Annotated in this window: 16 protein-coding genes and 1 pseudogene; 4 read left to right on the forward strand and 13 right to left on the reverse strand. The window is 37.3% G+C overall.

Features of this window, described 5'->3' with window-relative positions; genetic code table 11:
• Positions 1 to 101 precede the first annotated feature (101 nt).
• A complete protein-coding gene (locus RMB03_RS08865) occupies positions 102 to 410 on the forward strand; it encodes a type II toxin-antitoxin system RelB/DinJ family antitoxin (protein WP_003652408.1) in 309 nt (102 codons plus the stop codon).
• 98 nt (positions 411 to 508) lie between these two features.
• Positions 509 to 952 (forward strand): GNAT family N-acetyltransferase, encoded by a 444-nt coding sequence (locus RMB03_RS08870; RefSeq protein ID WP_004643268.1) that lies wholly within the window; start codon positions 509 to 511, stop codon positions 950 to 952.
• On the opposite strand, the gene RMB03_RS08875 is transcribed toward RMB03_RS08870, so the two are convergent.
• Positions 945 to 1,649, reverse strand: coding sequence for a pseudouridine synthase (locus RMB03_RS08875; protein ID WP_311075433.1), 705 nt, complete (start codon positions 1,647 to 1,649; stop codon positions 945 to 947). The genes RMB03_RS08870 and RMB03_RS08875 overlap by 8 nt on opposite strands.
• A gap of 89 nt (positions 1,650 to 1,738) precedes the next feature.
• On the reverse strand, positions 1,739 to 1,957 hold the full coding sequence (locus RMB03_RS08880) for a hypothetical protein (RefSeq protein WP_004643270.1): 219 nt from the start codon (positions 1,955 to 1,957) through the stop codon (positions 1,739 to 1,741).
• Between the two features lie 254 nt (positions 1,958 to 2,211).
• Here RMB03_RS08880 and RMB03_RS08885 point away from each other — a divergent pair, with 254 nt between their 5' ends.
• Positions 2,212 to 2,664, forward strand: coding sequence for a DUF441 domain-containing protein (locus RMB03_RS08885; RefSeq protein ID WP_003652413.1), 453 nt, complete (start codon positions 2,212 to 2,214; stop codon positions 2,662 to 2,664).
• A gap of 64 nt (positions 2,665 to 2,728) precedes the next feature.
• On the opposite strand, the gene RMB03_RS08890 is transcribed toward RMB03_RS08885, so the two are convergent.
• From RMB03_RS08890 to RMB03_RS08900, 3 genes are all read right to left on the reverse strand, one after another.
• The gene (locus tag RMB03_RS08890) at positions 2,729 to 3,649 is read right to left on the reverse strand and encodes a LysR family transcriptional regulator (RefSeq protein ID WP_003652415.1); all 921 of its coding nucleotides are present in this window, start codon (positions 3,647 to 3,649) and stop codon (positions 2,729 to 2,731) included.
• A gap of 302 nt (positions 3,650 to 3,951) precedes the next feature.
• A complete protein-coding gene (locus RMB03_RS08895; protein ID WP_311075438.1) occupies positions 3,952 to 4,749 on the reverse strand; it encodes a DUF4198 domain-containing protein in 798 nt (265 codons plus the stop codon).
• Positions 4,750 to 4,909: 160 nt separating this feature from the next.
• Positions 4,910 to 5,338, reverse strand: coding sequence for a hypothetical protein (locus RMB03_RS08900; protein WP_311075440.1), 429 nt, complete (start codon positions 5,336 to 5,338; stop codon positions 4,910 to 4,912).
• A gap of 225 nt (positions 5,339 to 5,563) precedes the next feature.
• Between RMB03_RS08900 and RMB03_RS08905 the strand changes: the two genes are divergently transcribed.
• A complete protein-coding gene (locus RMB03_RS08905; protein ID WP_311075442.1) occupies positions 5,564 to 6,754 on the forward strand; it encodes an MFS transporter in 1,191 nt (396 codons plus the stop codon).
• 36 nt (positions 6,755 to 6,790) lie between these two features.
• Here RMB03_RS08905 and RMB03_RS08910 read toward each other — a convergent pair whose 3' ends face one another.
• From RMB03_RS08910 to RMB03_RS21070, 8 genes and pseudogenes are all read right to left on the reverse strand, one after another.
• On the reverse strand, positions 6,791 to 7,774 hold the full coding sequence (locus tag RMB03_RS08910; RefSeq protein WP_311075444.1) for an ion transporter: 984 nt from the start codon (positions 7,772 to 7,774) through the stop codon (positions 6,791 to 6,793).
• A gap of 122 nt (positions 7,775 to 7,896) precedes the next feature.
• Positions 7,897 to 8,331 carry a hypothetical protein gene (locus RMB03_RS08915; RefSeq protein WP_311075447.1) on the reverse strand — a complete coding sequence of 145 codons (435 nt, stop codon included), beginning with the start codon at positions 8,329 to 8,331 and terminating at the stop codon, positions 7,897 to 7,899.
• Between the two features lie 229 nt (positions 8,332 to 8,560).
• Complete coding sequence (locus RMB03_RS08920) at positions 8,561 to 11,200, reverse strand: bifunctional aconitate hydratase 2/2-methylisocitrate dehydratase (RefSeq protein WP_004643279.1); 2,640 nt, start codon at positions 11,198 to 11,200, stop codon at positions 8,561 to 8,563.
• A gap of 251 nt (positions 11,201 to 11,451) precedes the next feature.
• On the reverse strand, positions 11,452 to 11,814 hold the full coding sequence (locus RMB03_RS08925; protein WP_311075449.1) for a hypothetical protein: 363 nt from the start codon (positions 11,812 to 11,814) through the stop codon (positions 11,452 to 11,454).
• Between the two features lie 133 nt (positions 11,815 to 11,947).
• Positions 11,948 to 13,183, reverse strand: coding sequence for a lactonase family protein (locus tag RMB03_RS08930; RefSeq protein ID WP_311075452.1), 1,236 nt, complete (start codon positions 13,181 to 13,183; stop codon positions 11,948 to 11,950).
• Between the two features lie 257 nt (positions 13,184 to 13,440).
• Positions 13,441 to 17,946 (reverse strand): translocation/assembly module TamB domain-containing protein, encoded by a 4,506-nt coding sequence (locus RMB03_RS08935; protein ID WP_311075454.1) that lies wholly within the window; start codon positions 17,944 to 17,946, stop codon positions 13,441 to 13,443.
• Positions 17,947 to 17,972: 26 nt separating this feature from the next.
• On the reverse strand, positions 17,973 to 19,088 hold the full coding sequence (locus tag RMB03_RS21065) for an autotransporter assembly complex protein TamA (protein WP_409193034.1): 1,116 nt from the start codon (positions 19,086 to 19,088) through the stop codon (positions 17,973 to 17,975).
• 36 nt (positions 19,089 to 19,124) lie between these two features.
• A pseudogene (locus RMB03_RS21070) lies at positions 19,125 to 20,705 on the reverse strand (POTRA domain-containing protein); the annotation flags it as partial.
• Between the last annotated feature and the right edge of the window lie 114 nt (positions 20,706 to 20,819).

Consider the following 20,819-nt stretch of genomic DNA (forward strand, 5'->3'; position numbering starts at 1 on the left):
ATGACAAAAAGATTGTTTTTTATGCCGAAAAACATTGAAATTACATTGCGATGGTTTAAAATAAATTCCTAAAAATTAAAAATCATTTGGTTTTGTTATTCATGCGAAAAACAGAAGTTTATCAGGTTCGACTGGACTCCCAAGAGAAAAAGCAGGCTTTTGCTGTTTTTAAACAATTGGGAATTACCCCTGCCCAAGCGGTACGACTTTTTTTTAAACAAGTCGTATTAACTAAATCTATTCCGTTTGCGATCGAAAATCAGAGTATTAATATGGAACAATTATTAAAACTCAGAAAAGCAAAAGCATCTTCATTAAATCAAAACCCATCGACTTTAGCAGAAGATGATGACCATGAAGATTTATTTGAAGAACTAAACGCACTTCTTGGTGAGAGCGACAAAACTTAACACTGTTGCATTTATAAACAAGTTTTAACGTCAAAAAGCTCTTTTTTTCGTTATGCTCTCTTTGTAAAAATATAATGATAAGTTACAAGGAGTACCAAATGATCGTTAGACGAGCGACTTTTGAAGATTTAGACCAACTCGCCGTTTTGTTTGATGAATACCGCCAGTTTTATGGGGCTTCTTCTAATTTTAATGAATCACTTTACTTTCTTAAACAACGTTTTGAGAATAGAGAAAGTGTTTTTTTCATTCATATTAAAGATGAAAAAATCACCGGATTCGTTCTACTCTATTTAGGTTTTTCTTCAGTTGCTTGTTCAACATATTATATTTTAGATGATGTATATGTTACGCCAATTTTTCGTCGCCAAGGCTCAGCCAAACAGTTAATCGATACTGCCATTTTATTTGCAAAACAACAAAATGCCCTACGCATTAGCCTAGAAACTCAAAGTAATAACCATGAGTCTCATCGTCTATATGAACAAATGGGCTTCATTCGGGATAGTGAGTTCCAGACATTCCATTGTTTTCTTAAATAATATTTTGTGCTAGCTGCTTTTGCTGCTCTGATAAATAAATCCATTCCCCATCTGCTATTTCAGGTAAAACCAATTGACCTACTTGATGGCGATGCAATGCTTCTACTTTATTTCCTACAGCAGCAATCATTCTTTTGACTTGGTGATAAACACCTTGATGAATGGTCATCGTTAATTTGTGAGTTTCCAACATTGCTACATCGGTTGCAGCAAAAATGCCTTTTTCCTGATGTAAGCTGACACCTTCGCTTAACATTGCGATTTGCTCAGGTGTCACTGGATCAATGGTAGTAACATGATAAACCTTTGGAACATGTTTACGAGGATGAGTTAAAGCTTGAAGATATTTACCATCATCAGTCAATAAAAGTAAGCCTGTTGTGTCTTGATCTAAACGCCCAATTGCTTGGACGCCTCGATGAATCATGATTTCAGGTAAAAGACTAAAAACGCTTTGATGATGCTGAGGCTGATGTGAACATTCAAAACCTTTTGGTTTTTTTAATGCAATATAAACTTGTTCTCGATACTGGTAAGTTTGTCCAAAAAGCGAAAATTCTAAATTTTCAGGAGAAAATTGCTTTTTAAGATCATCGGCAATTTCTCCATTAACACTTACAGAACCATTTTTTATTAACTGCTGACAATATTTACGTGAACCAAACCCTTGTGATTGTAAAATTTTTTCCAGCAGCATGGAGTTTCTCTTTAGAACAAAACACTCATTTTAACGCAGTTTCAACTTCCTACTCACTACTCTTTGCATTTTGTTCATTAAACTGCACTCTATTCTTCAATTACTCGATAAATATTTTCGTTCTGTTCACTTTCAAATAACAATTCAGTTGTAGGTAAAATAATTTCATTATCAACAATAATATGTTCAATACGTTGGCTTAGTTTTAAAGTTTCATTTTCGTGTTCAACTAAATTTTGCTTTAGTTGAGCCTTGGCATCATGAATCTGATCAAACTGATCTTTAATTTTGATATCTACAATTTCCATAGTCATTATCCTATGTTCATGAGTAATGACTATTTTTATAACACAACTTCAAAAAACTATAAGATTTAACTTGTTAATTTATATAACATTGTGTCCAAGCGTAACCGAAAATTAAAACTCTTTATCAATGAGCGATATACAATAAAATTTTATTAAAAATAAAATCCAAGATCTGTTGAATCTTTTAAAGCTTTCACATTCCTACTCTTAAATATTATACAATTCCATTTTATTTACTTGCATATCCCGCTCCCATGCTTGCCCAATTTGATGTTAATTTAGTTGTCCTTCTAGTTCTACTTATCTGTGGTTTACTAAGTCAAAATGCAGCTGTAACCATTGCAGCAGGTGTGTTAATTGTCGTTAAAATTACGCCTTTAAATCAGTTTTTCCCTTTTATTCAAGCACATGGTCTTAATTTAGGAATTCTTATTTTAACCATTGGGGTACTCACACCTATTGCCAGCGGAAAACTGAGCGGAGAGAGTATTTTAAAGTCCTTTGTTAGTATTAAATCACTGGTTGCCATTGCAATCGGTCTGTTAGTCGCATGGTTAGGTGGTCGCGGTGTAAAACTTATGTCGAGTCAGCCTGATGTTGTTGCAGGCCTATTAATTGGCACAGTTGCAGGCGTTGCCTTACTCCGTGGTGTACCTGTCGGCCCTCTTATTGCAGCAGGCTTGCTCTCGTTATTTATCGGTAAATAAATTTTTCGATATTAAAAAAGGCGCCATTGGGCACCTTTTTTATGCTTAAGCTAAATGAATTGCCCTAGCCAGAATAATACGAAGTTCGTTTTAAAGAGAATTTTTCTAACTGCTTTAAGAACCCTTCAAAATAACTTTTTTCTTTTTCTTCAGTTCGATAGCCCGCATATAACGTCCGTCGTAAGCCTGTAGGTGAAACGCAATCTAAACGGCGACTCGTAACCCATCCCTTTTGTTCATATTCATTTACTACCCAATCAGGTAAAGCTGCAATGCCACGTCCACTTGCTACAAGCTGAATGAGCATTTGGGTTAAATCTGTTGTTCGTATTTGCTTAGGCTGAATATTCGCAGGAATAAAAAGTTTAGACATGATATCTAAACGATGTTTATCAACCGGATAAGTAATTAAAACTTCTTCTGCTAACTCTTGAACCGTAATATTTTCAGCACGAACCAATGGATGCGTGTTGGATAGAACCAAACGCGATTCATATTCAAAAATAGGAAAATACTCAATTCCCTTTAAGGCAATTGGATCGGCTGTAATAAGCAAATCAAATTCAGCATTTTGTAAAAGCTCATGTGGATTAGCTTCAAATCCAGAAGCAAAGTCTAAATCAACATCTGGGTATTGATGTCGATATTGATTCAATAACGGCATCAACCAGTCAAAGCAGCTATGGCATTCAGATGAAAAGATAATTCTGCCTGTCTGACCATGCACAATACGAGTAATATCACTATGTGTAATCTGAATTTGAGGTAAAACATCATCAGCTAACTTAAGTAAGCGTTGCCCAACATTAGAAAAGCTAACAGGTCGGCTACGTCGATTCACCACCTCTACCCCATACCAATGATCTAATTCTTTTAATTGGTGAGAGATAGCCGAGGGTGTTAAACAAAGATCATTCGCAGCAGAAACTAATGAACCATGTTCACGTAAAGCAACTAAAGTTTTAAGGTGGCGTATTTCTAACATGGGCCCAAGCCTAAAAAAGAGATTTATCTATGAATGTCTTAATCTCATCTTTGCCTTTCAACAAATAGGATAACTGTAGATAAATCTTCACTAATGAATATTATTCATTTTACCATGGAATTAATTAATTTGTCTCAACATGAATTATTTTTCATAATTATTCTATCAGATGAATTTTTTTTAATTTAAAGGTGAAGGTACAACTGTGTAACTTACAATTACTGCTTAATTGAAATCGAAAAGAATTTTATAAAAACAAAAAATAGACCCGCTCTAGATCTATTTTTTATAAAAATTAATAATTACTGCGCCCACACATTTAAGCTAATAATCGTATAACTTTGATTTTTAGGTTTTACCTTTAAATTTAGTGGAGCTGTTACTTCTACTAAATACTCTCCAGCCTTTGGAAATTTAAGCTCAACCTGACCGTTGCTATCTGCTTTAAACTGCTGCACTTGTTTATCAGTCGCGCCTTTTTCTCTTAAATTAATTTCAGCATTCGCGAGACTCGCTCCTTTCTCACTTATGGTTAATTTAACAGTTTGAGCAACTTTAATTGCGTTGGGATGTACAGAAAAGTTAACTTTAATCGGTGTATTTGGAAGTTGAATATCTGAAACTTTTCCTTTAGAAAGATAACTTTGTAATACCCACTCTCGTGTTACTTCTTCTGTTTTAATATTTTTCGCTTTAATGTCAGCTGGAATTAAATATTCACGTTCTGCTTTCGGTGGAGCCTTATCAGCAGGTATATCAAAAAACAAATGCCATGTTTTTTGATCATATACATATTTTAAAGGATAACTTGCTTGTCTCTGAATGATATAAGTTCCCTCTTCCGGCAAATCGACATCAAAAACCGTGGCCGATTTATGCAAAGCTTCCGTCGTAATCGTCTTAAGCTCATTTTTAGGAGTAATTACGGTAAGTTTGGCATCCTTTAAAGCATACTCGCTATTTAATGCTTCTTCGGCATAACCTGCAATTACGGGTACTTGAGTTTGTTCTGTTTTATAAGCTAAAGGCGCTACATAGGGCTCATGAGCAAAGCCTGTGGTACATATAAATGCAAGAGGCACAATTAAAAATTTATTCATTCTTACAAAATCCTGTTGTACACAAAGTTAAAAAATTTCAGACAAAAGATACGCAGCTACAGTATACATAAATAAAAATCATTATTATTATTATTCAAATTTAAAATTCTCTAATTTTTTATTCAAAAAGAAAAAGGCCCATAGGCCTCTTTCATCTACCTTATTGCTCTTTTACTTTTGGAAATTCCTGATTAAAATCAATAAGCTTATAACTTTTTACTAAATCATCTGGTCCGTAAGATACTTCGTAAGATGTTTCTTTACCGTTAAAATATGCTTCTGTCGGCGTCCCAAATACTTCCCAAAGACCGATTGAAGCAACATCTGCTACACCATGACCAAAAGCTCTGCCGACTTTCACCCACTTTGAATAACCTTGCTGAAAAGTATAGATCTCAACCCGTGTTCCATCACGGTATTCTGAAAGTACAGGTGCTCCAAACTCGGCAATCACATAGTTACGAGAACTACCTGGATTTAGAACATTTACATTTTTTTTACTTGGTTGATTACCCGCCATAAATACTGAGCAACCAGACATAGATAACATAGCCATACCCATAAGGCAGGTAATAAATAATTTTTTCACGACTTAAAATCTCTATTTTTTGATATTTATACAACTTGTTGTAATGCTTAGAGTATTACGCGCCAATCATATATAATTTTCGAAAGTTTTTCGATGAATTATTCCATATAAAAATTTAAATTTACTTCATTTGAATATGTAATCCTTCTCTCAATATTTTAGTTTTTTATTATTCTGTACTCTTTTCCCTTATACTTCTCTTTTTGAGTCTTTTCTTAACCTATTATGGCGTCCCCGCAATCTCCTCTATCTACACATCAACACTATTCACTCTTTTTAGCAATTTTCTCACTCGCTGTAGGTGGTTTTTGTATTGGAACTACCGAATTCGTCGCAATGGGACTGATTCAGGAAATTGCCAAAAACTTAAAAATTACAGTACCCGAAGCTGGACACTTTATTAGTGCTTATGCATTAGGTGTGGTTATTGGTGCTCCCATTATTGCTATTCTTGGTGCCAAAGTTCCTAGAAAAACGTTATTACTTGGCTTAATGCTTTTTTATGGTATCGCAAATGCCTGTACCGCTTTAGCCCATACACCTGAAACTGTTTTAATCTCACGTTTTATTGCAGGTTTACCGCACGGAGCATATTTTGGAGTCGGTGCATTAGTAGCAGCTGAACTAGCAGGTCCTTCACGAAGAGCATCTGCTGTTGCCCAAATGATGATGGGTCTTACAGTTGCAACTGTGATTGGTGTACCTTTGGCAACTTGGTTAGGTCAAAATTTTGGTTGGAGAGCTGGCTTTGAATTTTCAGCGACTATCGCTTTCTTCACCTTAATTGCTGTTGGCTTCTTTGTACCCAATATTCCAGTCCAAGCAAAAGCAAGCATAAAAACAGAATTAGCTGGCCTTAAAAATATCAACATGTGGTTAACACTAGCGGTAGGTGCAATCGGTTTTGGAGGCATGTTTTCTGTTTACAGCTATGTCTCACCTATTTTGACTGAATATACACAAGTGAATATCCAAATCGTCCCTATCGCTTTGGCTATTTGGGGTATTGGTATGGTTATTGGTGGCTTAGCCGCAGGATGGCTTGCAGATAAAAATCTGAATAAAACGATTGTAGGCGTACTCATTAGCTCAGCTATCGCTTTTGTGGTGGCTAGTTTCTTAATGAGTAATATTTATACTGCTATTGCCTCATTATTTTTGATTGGTCTTACCGTAATGGGATTAGGTGGAGCATTACAGACTCGTCTAATGGATGTCGCTGGCGATGCTCAAACATTAGCAGCATCACTCAACCACTCTGCCTTTAATATGGCCAATGCATTAGGTGCATTTCTAGGTGGATGGGTACTCAGTCACCAAATGGGTTGGATCGCGCCAATCTGGGTCGGTTTTGTCTTAAGCCTCGGTGGTCTTATCATTTTACTTATTGCCTTTGCAGTAGAAAAAAACAAGTAAGAAAATTTAATCAAAGAAGAAGCTAACTAATTTTTTCTAATCAGTTAGCTTACCACCACAGTGAGGACAATAACATTTGGTCTCTCTAACCGTCTCTTCTTCCTCTAATACTTTTTCACGCATAATTTGAATAATCAGGTTATGCGCTTGTTCTTTTGGCAATCCCACTTTTTGACGGATTCGTTCTATTTCAGCTTCGTCATGTAAAATATCAATCCCTCGTACCTGAAGTAACTCGCGAAACTCTTGCTCTAGTCTTTGATTCCGTTGATTGAGTTCATTTGCAAGACCAGATGCTAAAATACCAGCTGGTAACGCTGCAATACCAACACCTAAAATGGTAATGAGTGCGCCTAATAACTTTCCTAAACTGGTCACTGGGGTGACATCACCATAACCTACTGTAGTTAAAGTAACCACCGCCCACCACATAGATTTAGGTATTGAACTAAAAGCTTCTGGTTGAGCTTTATTTTCAACCACATAAATTCCAGAAGCAGTCATAATAATCATAATAATTAAAATAAAGATAACTGCCTGAAAAGAGCCCTTCTCACGCTTAATTACACATAACAATATTTGTAGTGAGATAAAATACCGTGTCAATTTTAATAAACGAAGTAAACGTAATATTCTGAGCATACGAAGATCGATTCGTACGAAGAAATTGAGATAAGCAGGTAAGATTGCCATCAAATCAATAATTGCTTCCCCACTTTTCATCCAGTTCAAGCGGATTTTCCATGCAGATTGTGTCGTATCTCGATCTGCAACACTCCATAGTCTTAATAGATATTCAATACTAAAAATTGCAATTGAAATAACTTCAAAATAGTCGAACCAAACATGATAGCTTGTGTACAAATCATTTACTGTTTCTAACAAAACGGCAGCGACGTTGCCAACAATTAAAATAACTAAAAAATAATTAATACATCTACTTACCGTAGTTTCATAGTCATGATTATGAAGATTATTATAGAAAAACTTACGCAATCCCTTCCAAGCTGAATTTTGCATATTGATCTGACCACTTGATATTAAAGATATAGTAAGCTCTCGCCCTCTATTCACCAATATAGTCTTTAATAAATTTTCCTTCACTCACTTGGGCATTTAAAATTTTCTACTTTTTTCTCAGGTCAATTCACTGCTACACATCGGAATTCATTTTCTTCCCACCACTGCACATCATAGATAGCTGCATGTGATTTCAAAATAAGATTAATATAGTTTTGCAGCAACATAATGTGATGAGTAATATCAAGCTTTCTAAATAAAAACTTTCTTAAAATAGGGGTATTTGGAGAAATAAAAATTGCGAATCCATTGCTATATTCTTCATAGACACTGATTCCAAGATACATGGTTATTTCGGGCAAAGGAATTTCAATTTGCCATCCCCAGTTTTCACTATATAGCTCTATATTTAAATGATATCTATTTTTCAATATACTAAAAATATATTGTGCAATATCTTCAGTTTTTTGAACTAAAACACCCTCTTCATCAGAGTATGTTTTTTGATCGTGCGGTTGGTAATCATCAAATTTAAATTCAACAATTGTCTTTAGCATTCTTAAATTCCCTATATAATATACTCATATTTTTTTTAATTATTTTTAAGTTCGTTTAATTATTTTAAAACAAAAAACTATTTAATATCTAGAGTTATATTTATTTTTACATTTTCATTAAATAAAATTTGAGCTAATTATTATTTTTAAAGCCTAATTATGCATCAGGTCTCATTTAAATAAAAAAGGAGCTGAATAATCAGCTCCTTTTTTGTACTAAATTGACGTATTAAGTCAATTGAGCAGCAGAGATTTTCTTAGTATCAACTTGATCAGCTTCTTTAGTATATTCGCTCATCTTGTCGAAGTTTAAGTATTTGTAGATCTCAGCAGAAGCACTGTCGATTTGCGACGCGTACTGTTGATATTCTTCTGGGCTTGGTAATTTACCAAGAACCGCAGCTACAGATGCAAGCTCAGCAGAAGCTAAGTAAACATTTGCACCTTGACCTAAACGGTTCGGGAAGTTACGAGTAGAAGTCGATACACATGTTGTGTTCGGTGCTACACGTGCTTGGTTACCCATACAAAGTGAACAGCCTGGCATCTCTGTACGCGCACCTGCACGACCATAAATGTTATACAAGCCTTCTTCCATTAATTGGTGCTCATCCATACGTGTTGGTGGAGCCAACCATAAACGAGTAGACAATGAGCCACTAGGTACTTTGTCAAGTAACTGACCAGCTGCACGGAAGTGACCAATGTTAGTCATACAAGAACCGATGAATACTTCATCAATTTTGTCGCCTTGAACGTCAGAAAGAAGTTTCGCGTCATCTGGATCGTTCGGGCAGCAAAGAATAGGTTCTTTGATGTCAGCAAGATCGATTTCGTAAACTTTTAAGTATTCTGCATCAGCATCAGCTTTTAACAGGCTTGGGTTGTCTAACCACTTCTGCATGTTTTCAGCACGACGCGCCATTGTACGAGCATCGCCATAACCTTCTGCGATCATCCACTTCAACATGGTGATGTTAGAACGTAAGTATTCAGCAACTTTCTCTTCAGAAAGTGTGATTGAACAACCAGCAGCAGAACGTTCAGCAGATGCATCAGAAAGTTCGAATGCTTGCTCAACAGTCAAGTCATTTTCCATTTCTGATAAATCGATCTCAAGGATACGACCAGAGAAGATGTTTTTCTTACCTTTCTTCTCTACAGTTAAGTCACCCGCTTGAATCGCGTAGTAAGGAATTGCATGTACAAGGTCACGTAAAGTGATACCAGGCTGCATTTTACCTTTAAACTTAACAAGTACAGATTCAGGCATATCGAGTGGCATAACGCCAGTTGCAGCTGCGAACGCAACAAGACCAGAACCCGCTGGGAAAGAAATACCAATTGGGAAACGTGTATGTGAGTCACCACCAGTACCAACAGTATCTGGAAGTAACATACGGTTTAACCAAGAGTGGATAATACCGTCACCAGGACGTAAAGATACACCACCACGGTTCATGATGAAGTCAGGTAATGTATGGTGAGTTGTTACGTCAACTGGTTTTGGATACGCAGCAGTGTGACAGAAAGACTGCATCACTAAGTCAGCTGAGAAGCCCAAGCATGCTAAGTCTTTTAACTCGTCACGAGTCATTGGACCAGTTGTATCTTGAGAACCAACTGTAGTCATCTTAGGTTCACAGTAAGTACCCGGACGGATACCTTGACCTTCAGCTAAACCACATGCACGGCCAACCATCTTCTGAGCTTGTGTGAAGCCTTTACCAGTGTCAGCAGGTTGTACAGGTGTACGGAACAATGTAGAAGGTGCAAGACCTAATTCTTCACGTGCTTTAGTTGTCAAACCACGACCAATGATCAAGTTAATACGACCACCAGCACGTACTTCGTCTAAAAGTACTGGAGTTTTAAGTTCTGCTTCTGAAATTTGTACGCCATCTTTAAAAGCAGTAACTTTTGCAGCAGCGTGGTCAATTTTCAATACAACTTCGTCGCCCATGTTCATGTTAGCAACGTCGATTTCTACAGGTAATGCACCTGCGTCTTCCATTGTATTAAAGAAAATTGGAGCGATTTTAGAACCTAAGCACACACCACCATCTTTTTTGTTTGGAATGTGTGGAAGTTCGTCACCGAAGAACCAAAGTACAGAGTTAGTTGCAGATTTACGTGAAGAACCTGTACCAACAACGTCACCAACATAAGCAACTTGGTTGCCTTTCGCGATGAGTTCTTTGATTTGGTTTAATGGACCAACTTCACCTGGTTTTTCAGGATTGATACCATCACGCTCGTTTTTCAACATTGCATTTGCGTGTAATGGGATATCTGGACGGCTCCAAGCATCTTGTGCTGGAGACAAGTCATCAGTATTTGTTTCACCAGTTACTTTGAACACAGTGATTTTAATTTCTTCTGGAACGTCAGGACGGCTTGTGAACCATTCTGCGTCTGCCCAAGATTGTAAAACAGCTTTAGCATTGGCATTACCCGCTTTTGCTTTATCTGCTACGTCATGGAATGCATCAAATACAAGAAGTGTTTTCTTTAATGCTTCAGCAGCTAGGCTTGCAAGTTCAGCATTGTCAAGAAGCTCAACAAGTGGTGCTACGTTATAACCACCAAGCATCGTGCCAAGTAAGTAAACAGCACGTTCTTTAGAAACGAGTGGTGAAGTTGCTTCGCCTTTTGCAATTGCTGCCAAGAACGCTGCCTTTACGTAAGCTGCTTGGTCAACACCTGCAGGAACACGGTTTTCAAGCAAATCAACCAAGAACGCTTCTTCGCCTGCTGGTGGATTTTTTAATAGTTCAACAAGCTGAGCTGTTTGAGCATCATCAAGTGGCTTCGGTGGGACTCCGAGTGCGGCACGTTCTTCAACGTGTTGGCGGTAAGCTTCTAGCACGGTGTTCATTCCTCTTTTTTTGAAAAATTACTTGCAAATTCCAGCTTTCTTAAAAAGCTTCACAAGTAATATGGACTACAAAAGTTTACTAGAGTTCAAGGTAAAAGTTAATGAAAACGGGGTGTTTCTCCGTGATGCCCATTATTTTGTATCTAAATACCCGTGTATAAATAATAAGCATATTAGCCAAATCTGGGCTATTTTTAAGCAAAAATGCCTTATATAAGAGGAAACTCAACAACCTTACACATTTAGAACGATTTATATTTTGGCATTTTGTCATGAGGCGTTGCCAAACATTCATCCATTGCTTGCTTTCTAACTTTTTCTTGGAGTGCTTGAGAATCTTTAGTCAGTTCTTCTTTTGGAATTGCATAAACTTTTTCAATAACATTAAGAATAAATTTTTTCGTAATGTCATCTTCAATCTTATTTGCATGCTCAACTGCTTGAGTTTTTTCAATTGCTTGCTGACGATCAAAAACAATGCTTCTAGCCGCATTTCCTACGCTAGTACAAAAGCCATGCCATTGCTCTTCAGGTGTTAATGGCTTATTTTCTGAACAACCAACAAAGAATAAACTCACCGCAATCAATAAAATCTTTTTCATCATTTCACTACACTAATTATTGCTGTTGATATCATACGGAAAATCATCATTTTTGCAAAAATTGCCATAAAAAAACCGAGATAAAAACCTCGGTCTTTTATATCAAGCATTAGAAATGCCAGTTTCATGATTCTGGTTAATTAAAAAATTTGATATCAGTCGGTGTTGATATTTTTGCTGCATCACCAGCGGGTTTTAATGTGCCTTTGTTGGCATCAAAACGGAACAAGCTAATGTTATTACTAAAAACGTTTGTCACATATAGGTATTTACCAGACGCATCGAATGAGAAAGCCCGTGGTTCAATACCATTCGCTTTATAAACTGTTGGTTTACCTAGCAATCCATTCTGTTGAATTTTAAATACTAAAAGTTTGTTGTCTGCACCACGATTGGCAGCAATCACATATTTGCCATTTGGACTGAGGATAATTCCACTCGCACTCTTAAATTCAGGTGTTTTGTCCTCATGAATTAGTTTTAGCTCAGCTACTTTTTTCAAATGACCATCTTGCACATTAAATGTCACAATTTCGCTTCGCATTTCTGCGGTAACGTATGCATGTTTGCCATTTGGTGAAAAGACCATATGACGCGGGCCAGAACCGTGCTTAAAGGTCACATCTCGGCTGCTGTCCGCTTCGAGTGGTTGAGGCTTATTCGAGTTATAACGAAAGGTATAGACTTTGTCATTTCCAAGATCGCTAGCATATAAATACTTGCCATCTGGGCTGAAAGTTGTCGAATGTGCATGACCACTCTCCTGACGACCTTTAACATGACCAGAACCTTCGCTAAAAACAATATTTTGAACCATTTCACCCAAATGACCATTTGGCAAAATTGGCAAAACGGCCACACCACCACGACCTTTATCGAATGCTGAATAGTTCGACACAAACAGGAATTTACCATCTAAACTGATTGATGCGTGTGTTGGATGTCCACCATGGCTATTCACTGTGTTCAACACTTCTACCTTACCATTTTGAACTGATAATGCAGTCACCGCTCCTTCATTTTCTTCATTAGTGGTATAGGCAAAACGACCATCTTTAGATTTTACAATCCAAGAAGGACTTTTCATTTTCAACACATTAATAGGAGTTAAAGTTCCATTGCTATTCACTTGAAGCTGGTACAAACCTTCACTGGCTTGTTTTGGTTTTTGCACAAGCGGTGCATCAGGGATAGATGTCCATGTTCCCACTAAAGCGATTTGTTGCTGTGCAGCATTTACAGTGGAGCACCATCCAAATGACAAAAGCGTCAACGACAATGTTGCTGTTAACTTGTGAATTAGCCCACGATATTTAATATTTGTATCGTTGTCCTTGCCATATTTTATTTCAACATAAGTATCTATTTTCACGTTTATTTCCTTGAAAAATTCACCTTATTTGCACTTATCAACAAGGTATTATCAATCTAATTTCATTTAATGTTTCTGAAAACTAATTTATAAAACAGCAATTTTCAAGTGAATTTTCTTTAATCAGAAGTCTACTCAAGGTGGGCTTACTTTTAAGAGAATCGATGGTTTATATAGTAAATATTCAACTTTTTTAAATGTTATGAAGGTGTTATTAAATTAAAAGCCCACTTGAAGTGAGCTTTTAATTCATACATTTAGAAGCGCCAGTTGTAGAAAAGATCGATCGCTCTTTCTAAAGATTGACTTGCTTCTAGGTATAAACGGCGGTTCATTTGATAACGTAACGTAAGCTTGTTGACTGGAGTAAACACACCTACACCATAACGAATAAACAGATCAGGTGTAATATAGCCAGTTAAACTCACCTGAGTATCATCACCTGTACCTTGAGCATCTAAAGCTAATCCACTTAGACCGAAAGTACGTCCAATCTGATTCGTTAAAGCTCGTGTACCGCCCAAGCCCATACTGATACCCGCAGCAGCAATGGTGTTATTTACATCAGATTTAAATCCTTCTGCATTACTTAAACCACTTGAACCTTCATTAATACGTCCCGTAACGAGCGCATTTAATGCTTCTTGCTCAGATAGTCCTGCATCATTATAAACCTGAATGTTTGGCGATGTCGCAGTACCTGTAACACGTACCCCAACCATACTACCCTGAACATTTTTGTTTGCATCTATATCTAATGTTGGGTTTGCCAATGGACCATTAAAACGCGCAATCGCTCGATTCAAATCTAGACTTTGTCCATAAGCTTCAATTTTCACTTTTTGACTGACACCAATTGCCCCGTTAGCTCTCATCGCAGTCTCATAGCCACGTTGGCTTAAATTTAGGCGACCAACTAATGGAATATTACTGTTAAAGCCTTGGAATATCACTTGTTTTCCAATATTAACAGCAATATCAGCTCGAATATCCCAAGGTTTAGCAGCACGTAAAATTGCAAGCGGGTCTTGACCTTGTCTCACTATACGAACATCTGATGAGGTATTAATGACTGGAGCAGTTGTTTCTGGCATTGAAATTCGCGCACGAGGAACATCCACCGATCCTTTTAAGCTTAAACGCTTATCGAAAGGATACATATCAAGTGTAAGGTTTGGGTTGGCAATTGCAGTAATTAATGGCGCCTGACGTACAAGTAAATTATCACCTTTGAGGTTTAATTGAAGACGCGGTGCATCTTTCCATTCAAAACTGCCTTTTAAAAGCCCCACACCTTGACCACTGTTAAACGCGCCATCAATGGTTGCCATGTTCTGACGAATTGATGAGTAAACCTGAACATTAGTTAAATTAACTGGCAGCGAAATCATACTGATTGCACCATTTTTCAGACGCATTTCACCAGTAAACTGTGGCTGAGTTAATGTACCATTGACCTTACCTGCTAAAGCCAAGGTTCCACTTAGTGTGCGGACATCTTGTATAAATGGTTTCAAGACTTTTAATTGGACATCATTAAAAGCGACCTCACCATGCATTGGCATTGATGGTTGGAATGGATTAATAATAACATTCGCATATCCCGTACCAATATCAGGTGTTTTAACATCAACACGGAACAAAAGACCTTCTGATACACTTTTTGCAATAACACTTAGCTCATCATAAGCCAGAGTAGTTGCAGGGTCTTGAGGATCTTCAGCAGCTAAACCAATTTCACCTTTACGTGTAATTAAACGTGCGTCAAGTTTTGGATTGCCTCCATTTACCCACGATGCCTTGGCATAACCATTTAATTGTCCAGTCATCGCTAAGCCTTCTGGCATAAATGCCGCGAAGTCACTTAAATCCATGTTCTGAGTTACAAACGAAATATTACCGCGTGCTTTACTTACCCGTACCGGCTGGTCAAAGCAGAGCTGGCTATTCGCACTTTGCCAGCAGTGTTGACCTACATATAACTCAGACCGTACAGAAGAATAAATCACTGGAGCATTTTGATTTTGTGCTAAACGAATGCGTTTTGAATCAAAACTTCCTTTCTGAATTTGACCTAACCAATCATTATTTTGGTTAAACCCGCCCGCTAACTGAACATAGAATTTGGAAATACTATTATTGCCGAGTACTTTCAATAGATGCGCTTTTCTTGTTCCAGTTAAATTCAATTCGGCAGACTGAATTTGTCTATTTCCACTCCGCAAATTATCTAATTTTGCGGTTAATTGAGTCGGTGTTGTTTCCGATGTTGGAAGCTCCCCTTGAATACTCAACCGCTTCACACTTACTAAAGTATTAAATGCAAAGTTATCTACCGCGATATTTGCTGTTGCTTTTAAACGTGGTTGTGATTGAACATTTAGGTCGCCATAAGCTCGACCACGCAACCCTGGATATAACTCGTAGAGTGCGGGGGCATTGAGCTTGATTTTTAGATTTTGTGCATTACCTGTCGCTTGTAGCTGATTCTGCCCATACACTAAAAATAAATTATTGGCTTCAAACTGCTGAGGTAAAAAGCCCTTTTGATTAGAGTCCATCAATAAAGATAAATTACCCTTACCGCGAACAGGTTTATTATTTATAAAGCCTGCAAGATTCAATTGCTGAATATTAATTCGTTTCAAATGATCTGACCAAACCCCTTGGGTTTTCAGATTCCCTGAAAGTTCACCTTTAATACTTGAGACAAAATATTGTGGTTTAAAGCGAACCAATGAACTATTAATATCCCATGCAATGCGATCTTTTAAATTTACAGAACCTGTCGCATAGATTTTTCCAGCTACTCCATCATGCTGTAACTGGTTAATTCGAATAAAATCTGGCGTACCTGCTATAGAAAACTTCAATAAACCATTTGCCTGTTTTAAGGCTTTTAAAGATCCATCATAATTAACTGCAAAACCTTTAAAGCCACCACCAGCTTTCACATCATGGAATAATAATGCTGCTGTACTTTTACCACCTAAAGTTACAGTCTCTTGACCTGCTTGAGCCAGTCGACCCGTTAAATCAATTTTCTCAAATTGAATGATTTGCTGGTTTGGTTTAGCAAAACCATTCGCTTTAATCGAACCATTTAAAAGATTAACTGGTGCTGCCGCATGAATACTTTGTGGGTTAAAATCTTTTGCATTTAACAATGCGTTCCAAACCAACTGACGTTTTTCGGTAGGAAGCAACACTTTAGCCTGACCAGTTAAACTACCTTTTTCAGCAGTAAAACTAAAATTGGGAACATTTAAAACATTATCTTTAACATTCAAATTGGCTAGATATTGTCCTGCTGGCAATAAAGTTTTTTCATGCTGATATACTTTTGTAGCAACTTTAATATCTTGCTGACCATCACGTAATGTTAAATCAACCTGACCACTGTCACTGCTTAACCATCCAATATAAGGCATTGCACGGTCTATTTTCGTCCAAGCTACATTCATGAGCATTGGTTGAGGCTTATTATTTTTTTCTGGCGCCTGATTAAACTTGAGTTTCCAAGACTCATAACGATCAAAATCAACATTAGCAAATACTTCAGTACCTTTTTCCAAAGAGCCGGTTGAAGCAACAGCAGCATCTAAACTTGGCGGTAAAAAGTCTTGAACAACCTGAGGAATTGCTTTGTCTTTAGGATTAATATGGTCTAAACGTCCTTTGATATCCCAAGTAACATGATCTTTCCAGCTCACCAAACCTTTAAGGTTAACAGCCCCTTTCATGACTTGGCCATTAAAATCGGTAATATTAAGTTGATGAACCAAGTCAGTATTCATTAAAGCGTTGTATTGACCTTCAGGTAAATTCTCGCCCTTTAAATCTGTATCAACTGCTAAATTAAGTTGTTCAATATCGCCTTGAAACTTGATCACACCATTTTTTGCAAATAATTTTTGTTCAACCAATAAAGGTAAGTGATAATTTTTGAGTAATAACTGACCTTGCATTGGAACTTCATCACGAACAGGATGCAATACCACCCAACCTGTTAACAAATCAGGAGTTGTTGTTGCAACACCAGCTTTTAAAGTATCTAAACTTCCGCGAGCTACGACTTTAATATTTTGAATATTTAAACTTTTTAAAGATGGGATTCTTAAATCTGCTGTCGCATTTAATGGATATTTACCGCTGAAATCCATTTTTCCTGTGGCATTGTGGACTGAAAGATAGCCCATATCCATACTGGATTTTTCAAATTCCAGTTTGGTCTCTGACCAAACTGCATCTTGCAAATGAACATCATGAAAACTTACATCTGAGGTCGCTAACTTAATCTCTAAATGATCAACATCGGCTTCATCAACACGTAGAACAAATGGCAACTTAATAGGCTTAAATTCAAACGCCTTACCAGAGGGCGGAGTTTTATTAATAATACGTAAGTTACGCACATCTGCATGGCTCAAATGCACTTCTTTTTCTAATAATAAAGAGCGCCATCCTAAGCCTACGTCAGCTCTATCTAATGAAACATCAACGTCCTTTAATTGCACCAAAACATTCTTAAGAATAATTCCGCGCAGTAAGTTCCCGCCTTCGTATTCATATTTAATTATTTTCTGAGCTTCTAAAACCCGATCTAATAAAAAACGACTTCCGCGATCTGTTGACATCATGATCACTAACGAAGACGCTAATAATAAAAATATGATCAATATCGTCAGCACGAAACTACGCAAAATGCGCCGCTTCTTAGGTGAACTAGGTGCCGAAGTTGGCTGCTGTTCTACATCCGCCATAAAATAAACCTAATAAAATTTTATTTTTAAAGTTGTGGGCCTATAAAGAAATGTAAACGAATCGGATGGTTTTCATCTGAAATACCCGAAGCGACATCTAAACGGATTGGCCCGATTGGAGACTTCCAGCGAATTCCAACCCCAACGCTATAAGCTGCTGGATTACTAAAGTCTTTATCATAGGCATTACCAAAGTCAGAGAAAATAGCGGCTCGCCAACCGTCCTTAAACTGATAGTTATATTCTAAAGAACCGATAGCCAAAGCTTGTCCCCCAATTTTATATCCATCTACTTCTGGGGAAAGGCTCTTATAGTCAAACCCACGAATGGTTTGGTCACCACCCGTAAAGAATCTAAGATTGTACGGAACTTTGTCAAAGTCATCGGTAAAAATGTAGCTAAGGTCAGATCTTCCAACGAATTGATGATCATCATTTTCGCCAAGAGAATAAATAAATCTCCAACCCGCACTTGCTATTGCCATATTGGCATCGGACAGTAAACTCTCGCTACCTAATTCTACTTTATAGGTTTGTTTAAAAGCCTTAGTTGGGTTCAAACGTGTATTACTAGAAGTTTTAGAAGTTTCATAACTAAATAATAATGCTTCTTGCTCTGATGCGGCAGTTTTAAAAGCATCTGGTAATTCAGAAATATCAACATTACCCTGTTGGGTTAAACGGTCTAAACGGTAGCGGACACCAAAAGTATGTTGCCAGTTCCCTAACGGACGTTTAATGATACGCTCTCCACCAACAACAGCGGATTCAGTAAGTAAACTTACATCTGGACCAATATCATCACGTGTTTCACGCTCATATCCGCCCACAATGTTAAAGTAATCATTTAACGGGTGTTTATAGGGAATACTATATCGGCCATCAATAGATTGACGAATTTGCGAAACTTCTAAGTTGGCATCAAATGAATGGCCATATTTATTGACAATAGAACGGCGATACTGACTACGTAAACGTGCGCCTGTATCGGTGCCGTAACCAACACCCGTTTCTAAACTATTTAGCTTATCTGCATTTAAAGTCACAATGACTGGAATTCTTTTAGTTTCACGTGCTTGTGCTTGCAAGCGGTCCTGTTCAGTTTCTTGTTCATCCTGCTGAACTGACGCACTTTGCAACATAGCAGTTTGAGGTTCTGCCTCTTTGGCCTTTTGTGTTCCTGCAAACTGTTTTTCATCAACTACGTTTTGTGTAACTTCTTTATTAGATGTCGCTAATTGACGTGCTTTAGCCAGTTGTCGTTGTTCAGGTGAAAGTAAATTAGACTCATCAACATCAATGTTTTGCTCATCCACTAAAGCCTGCAAATCTGGCGGTAACTCAAGTTGTTTTTCAATTGGATCAGGTTTGATACTATCAACCAAAGTGTAATTAAAATAACGTGAGTTGGTTAGGTTGTTTGCTAACACATTTACTCGCCAAAATGCATAGTCATCGCCGTCTTTCCAAGGCGCCATACTTTCTAAAATATTCAAATTTAATGGCAAAGGTTTCGATGGATCACTCATCCGAAACTCAACCTTATCTAATTTGTAACGCTCACCTGTTTCATAGCGTAAGTTAATATCAGCCTTATTTTCTGGCTGACTCACTTTCACATCATGCAAACGCCAGTAAGCATCAAAATAACCATTATTAGATGCGGCATCAACAATACGACTTTTAGTGGTTTCATATAAACCATGGTTAAAAATGTCACCTACATCTTGATCAGGAACTAAACGAATAACCTGAAACTGTGGTTGCTTTTCACCCGCACCAGTAAATTCAATATTTTGCTCATTAATTCGTACTGGTTCATTTGGCGTCACATTTACACGAACCCGACTCGAACTTAATTTTTCAAAGCGGAACTCAGCATTATAATAACCAACCGCTTGTGCTGCTTGATTACTTAATGTTCTAAGTTGAGGTAAAGCTGCATTAAAATCTTCAAATGACTCTTGAGTAAATGTTGATAACTTACCTTTAATGTTTTTAGCCAGCACATCTGAAGCACCACTTACCTCTGCACTAATACGCGGTACTTGTTCCATTGGAATTGCACGTGGCGGACGCACTTTATTTAAAATACGCTTAAAGAAACCCGCTTGCTCAGGTGGTTCATCGGTCTCTGGAGTTAACTCTGGTAAGGTTTTTCCTGTTTCATTGGCTTCGACTACAATCTTGCTATCAGATTGAATCTCTTGCATAAGCTGGTCAATATTTACAGGTGCTTGTTTAATTTCCTGTACTTCAGACTGCGTTGCATCACTTACCGTTACTTCAGGTAGCTTCTGAGTGCCATTTTGAAAACTCTGCGCTTCATTTTTAGCTTCTTCCGCTACCCTATAAATTTCATTTGCCATGTTTTGGTCAACAGGCATATCTGGTAAATCTTCGAGATTATCCAGTGTAATTGGCTTAAATTCGTCAATTTGATTTGGAAATTGTTCTTGTTGTTGCAATATAGCCAAGCTATCTTGTTGTTGCTGAGCTTGAGTCACAAGTGTAGCAATATCTGTAATTGGCGCAGTATTTTGCTGATCTACCGAAGCTAATTGTTCTGCTGAAGTATCAGACACAGTTGGGCTTGCAGTTGACGAACTAGCTGCAACAGAAGTTTGAGCAAAACTTGGCGTTACACAAACACTTAACAACAAGCTGCTACAAATAAGTTTAGGAATCCCCTGCATTTTTAAAATTAAATGCATAGAATGAGCGAGAGTTGACTGTTTAAACTTAATTTTAGAAGGCATAGAAAACTCTAGACTTATTTTTAATAAAACGCACCAAGGTGAGTGTAAAACTCACTCAAAACCATTGATTTTTCATTTAATCAAGCGTTAAAAATATCATACATGGTTTTCTCT

Source organism: Acinetobacter sp. V91_7, from assembly GCF_031799075.1.
Lineage (GTDB): Bacteria > Pseudomonadota > Gammaproteobacteria > Pseudomonadales > Moraxellaceae > Acinetobacter > Acinetobacter calcoaceticus.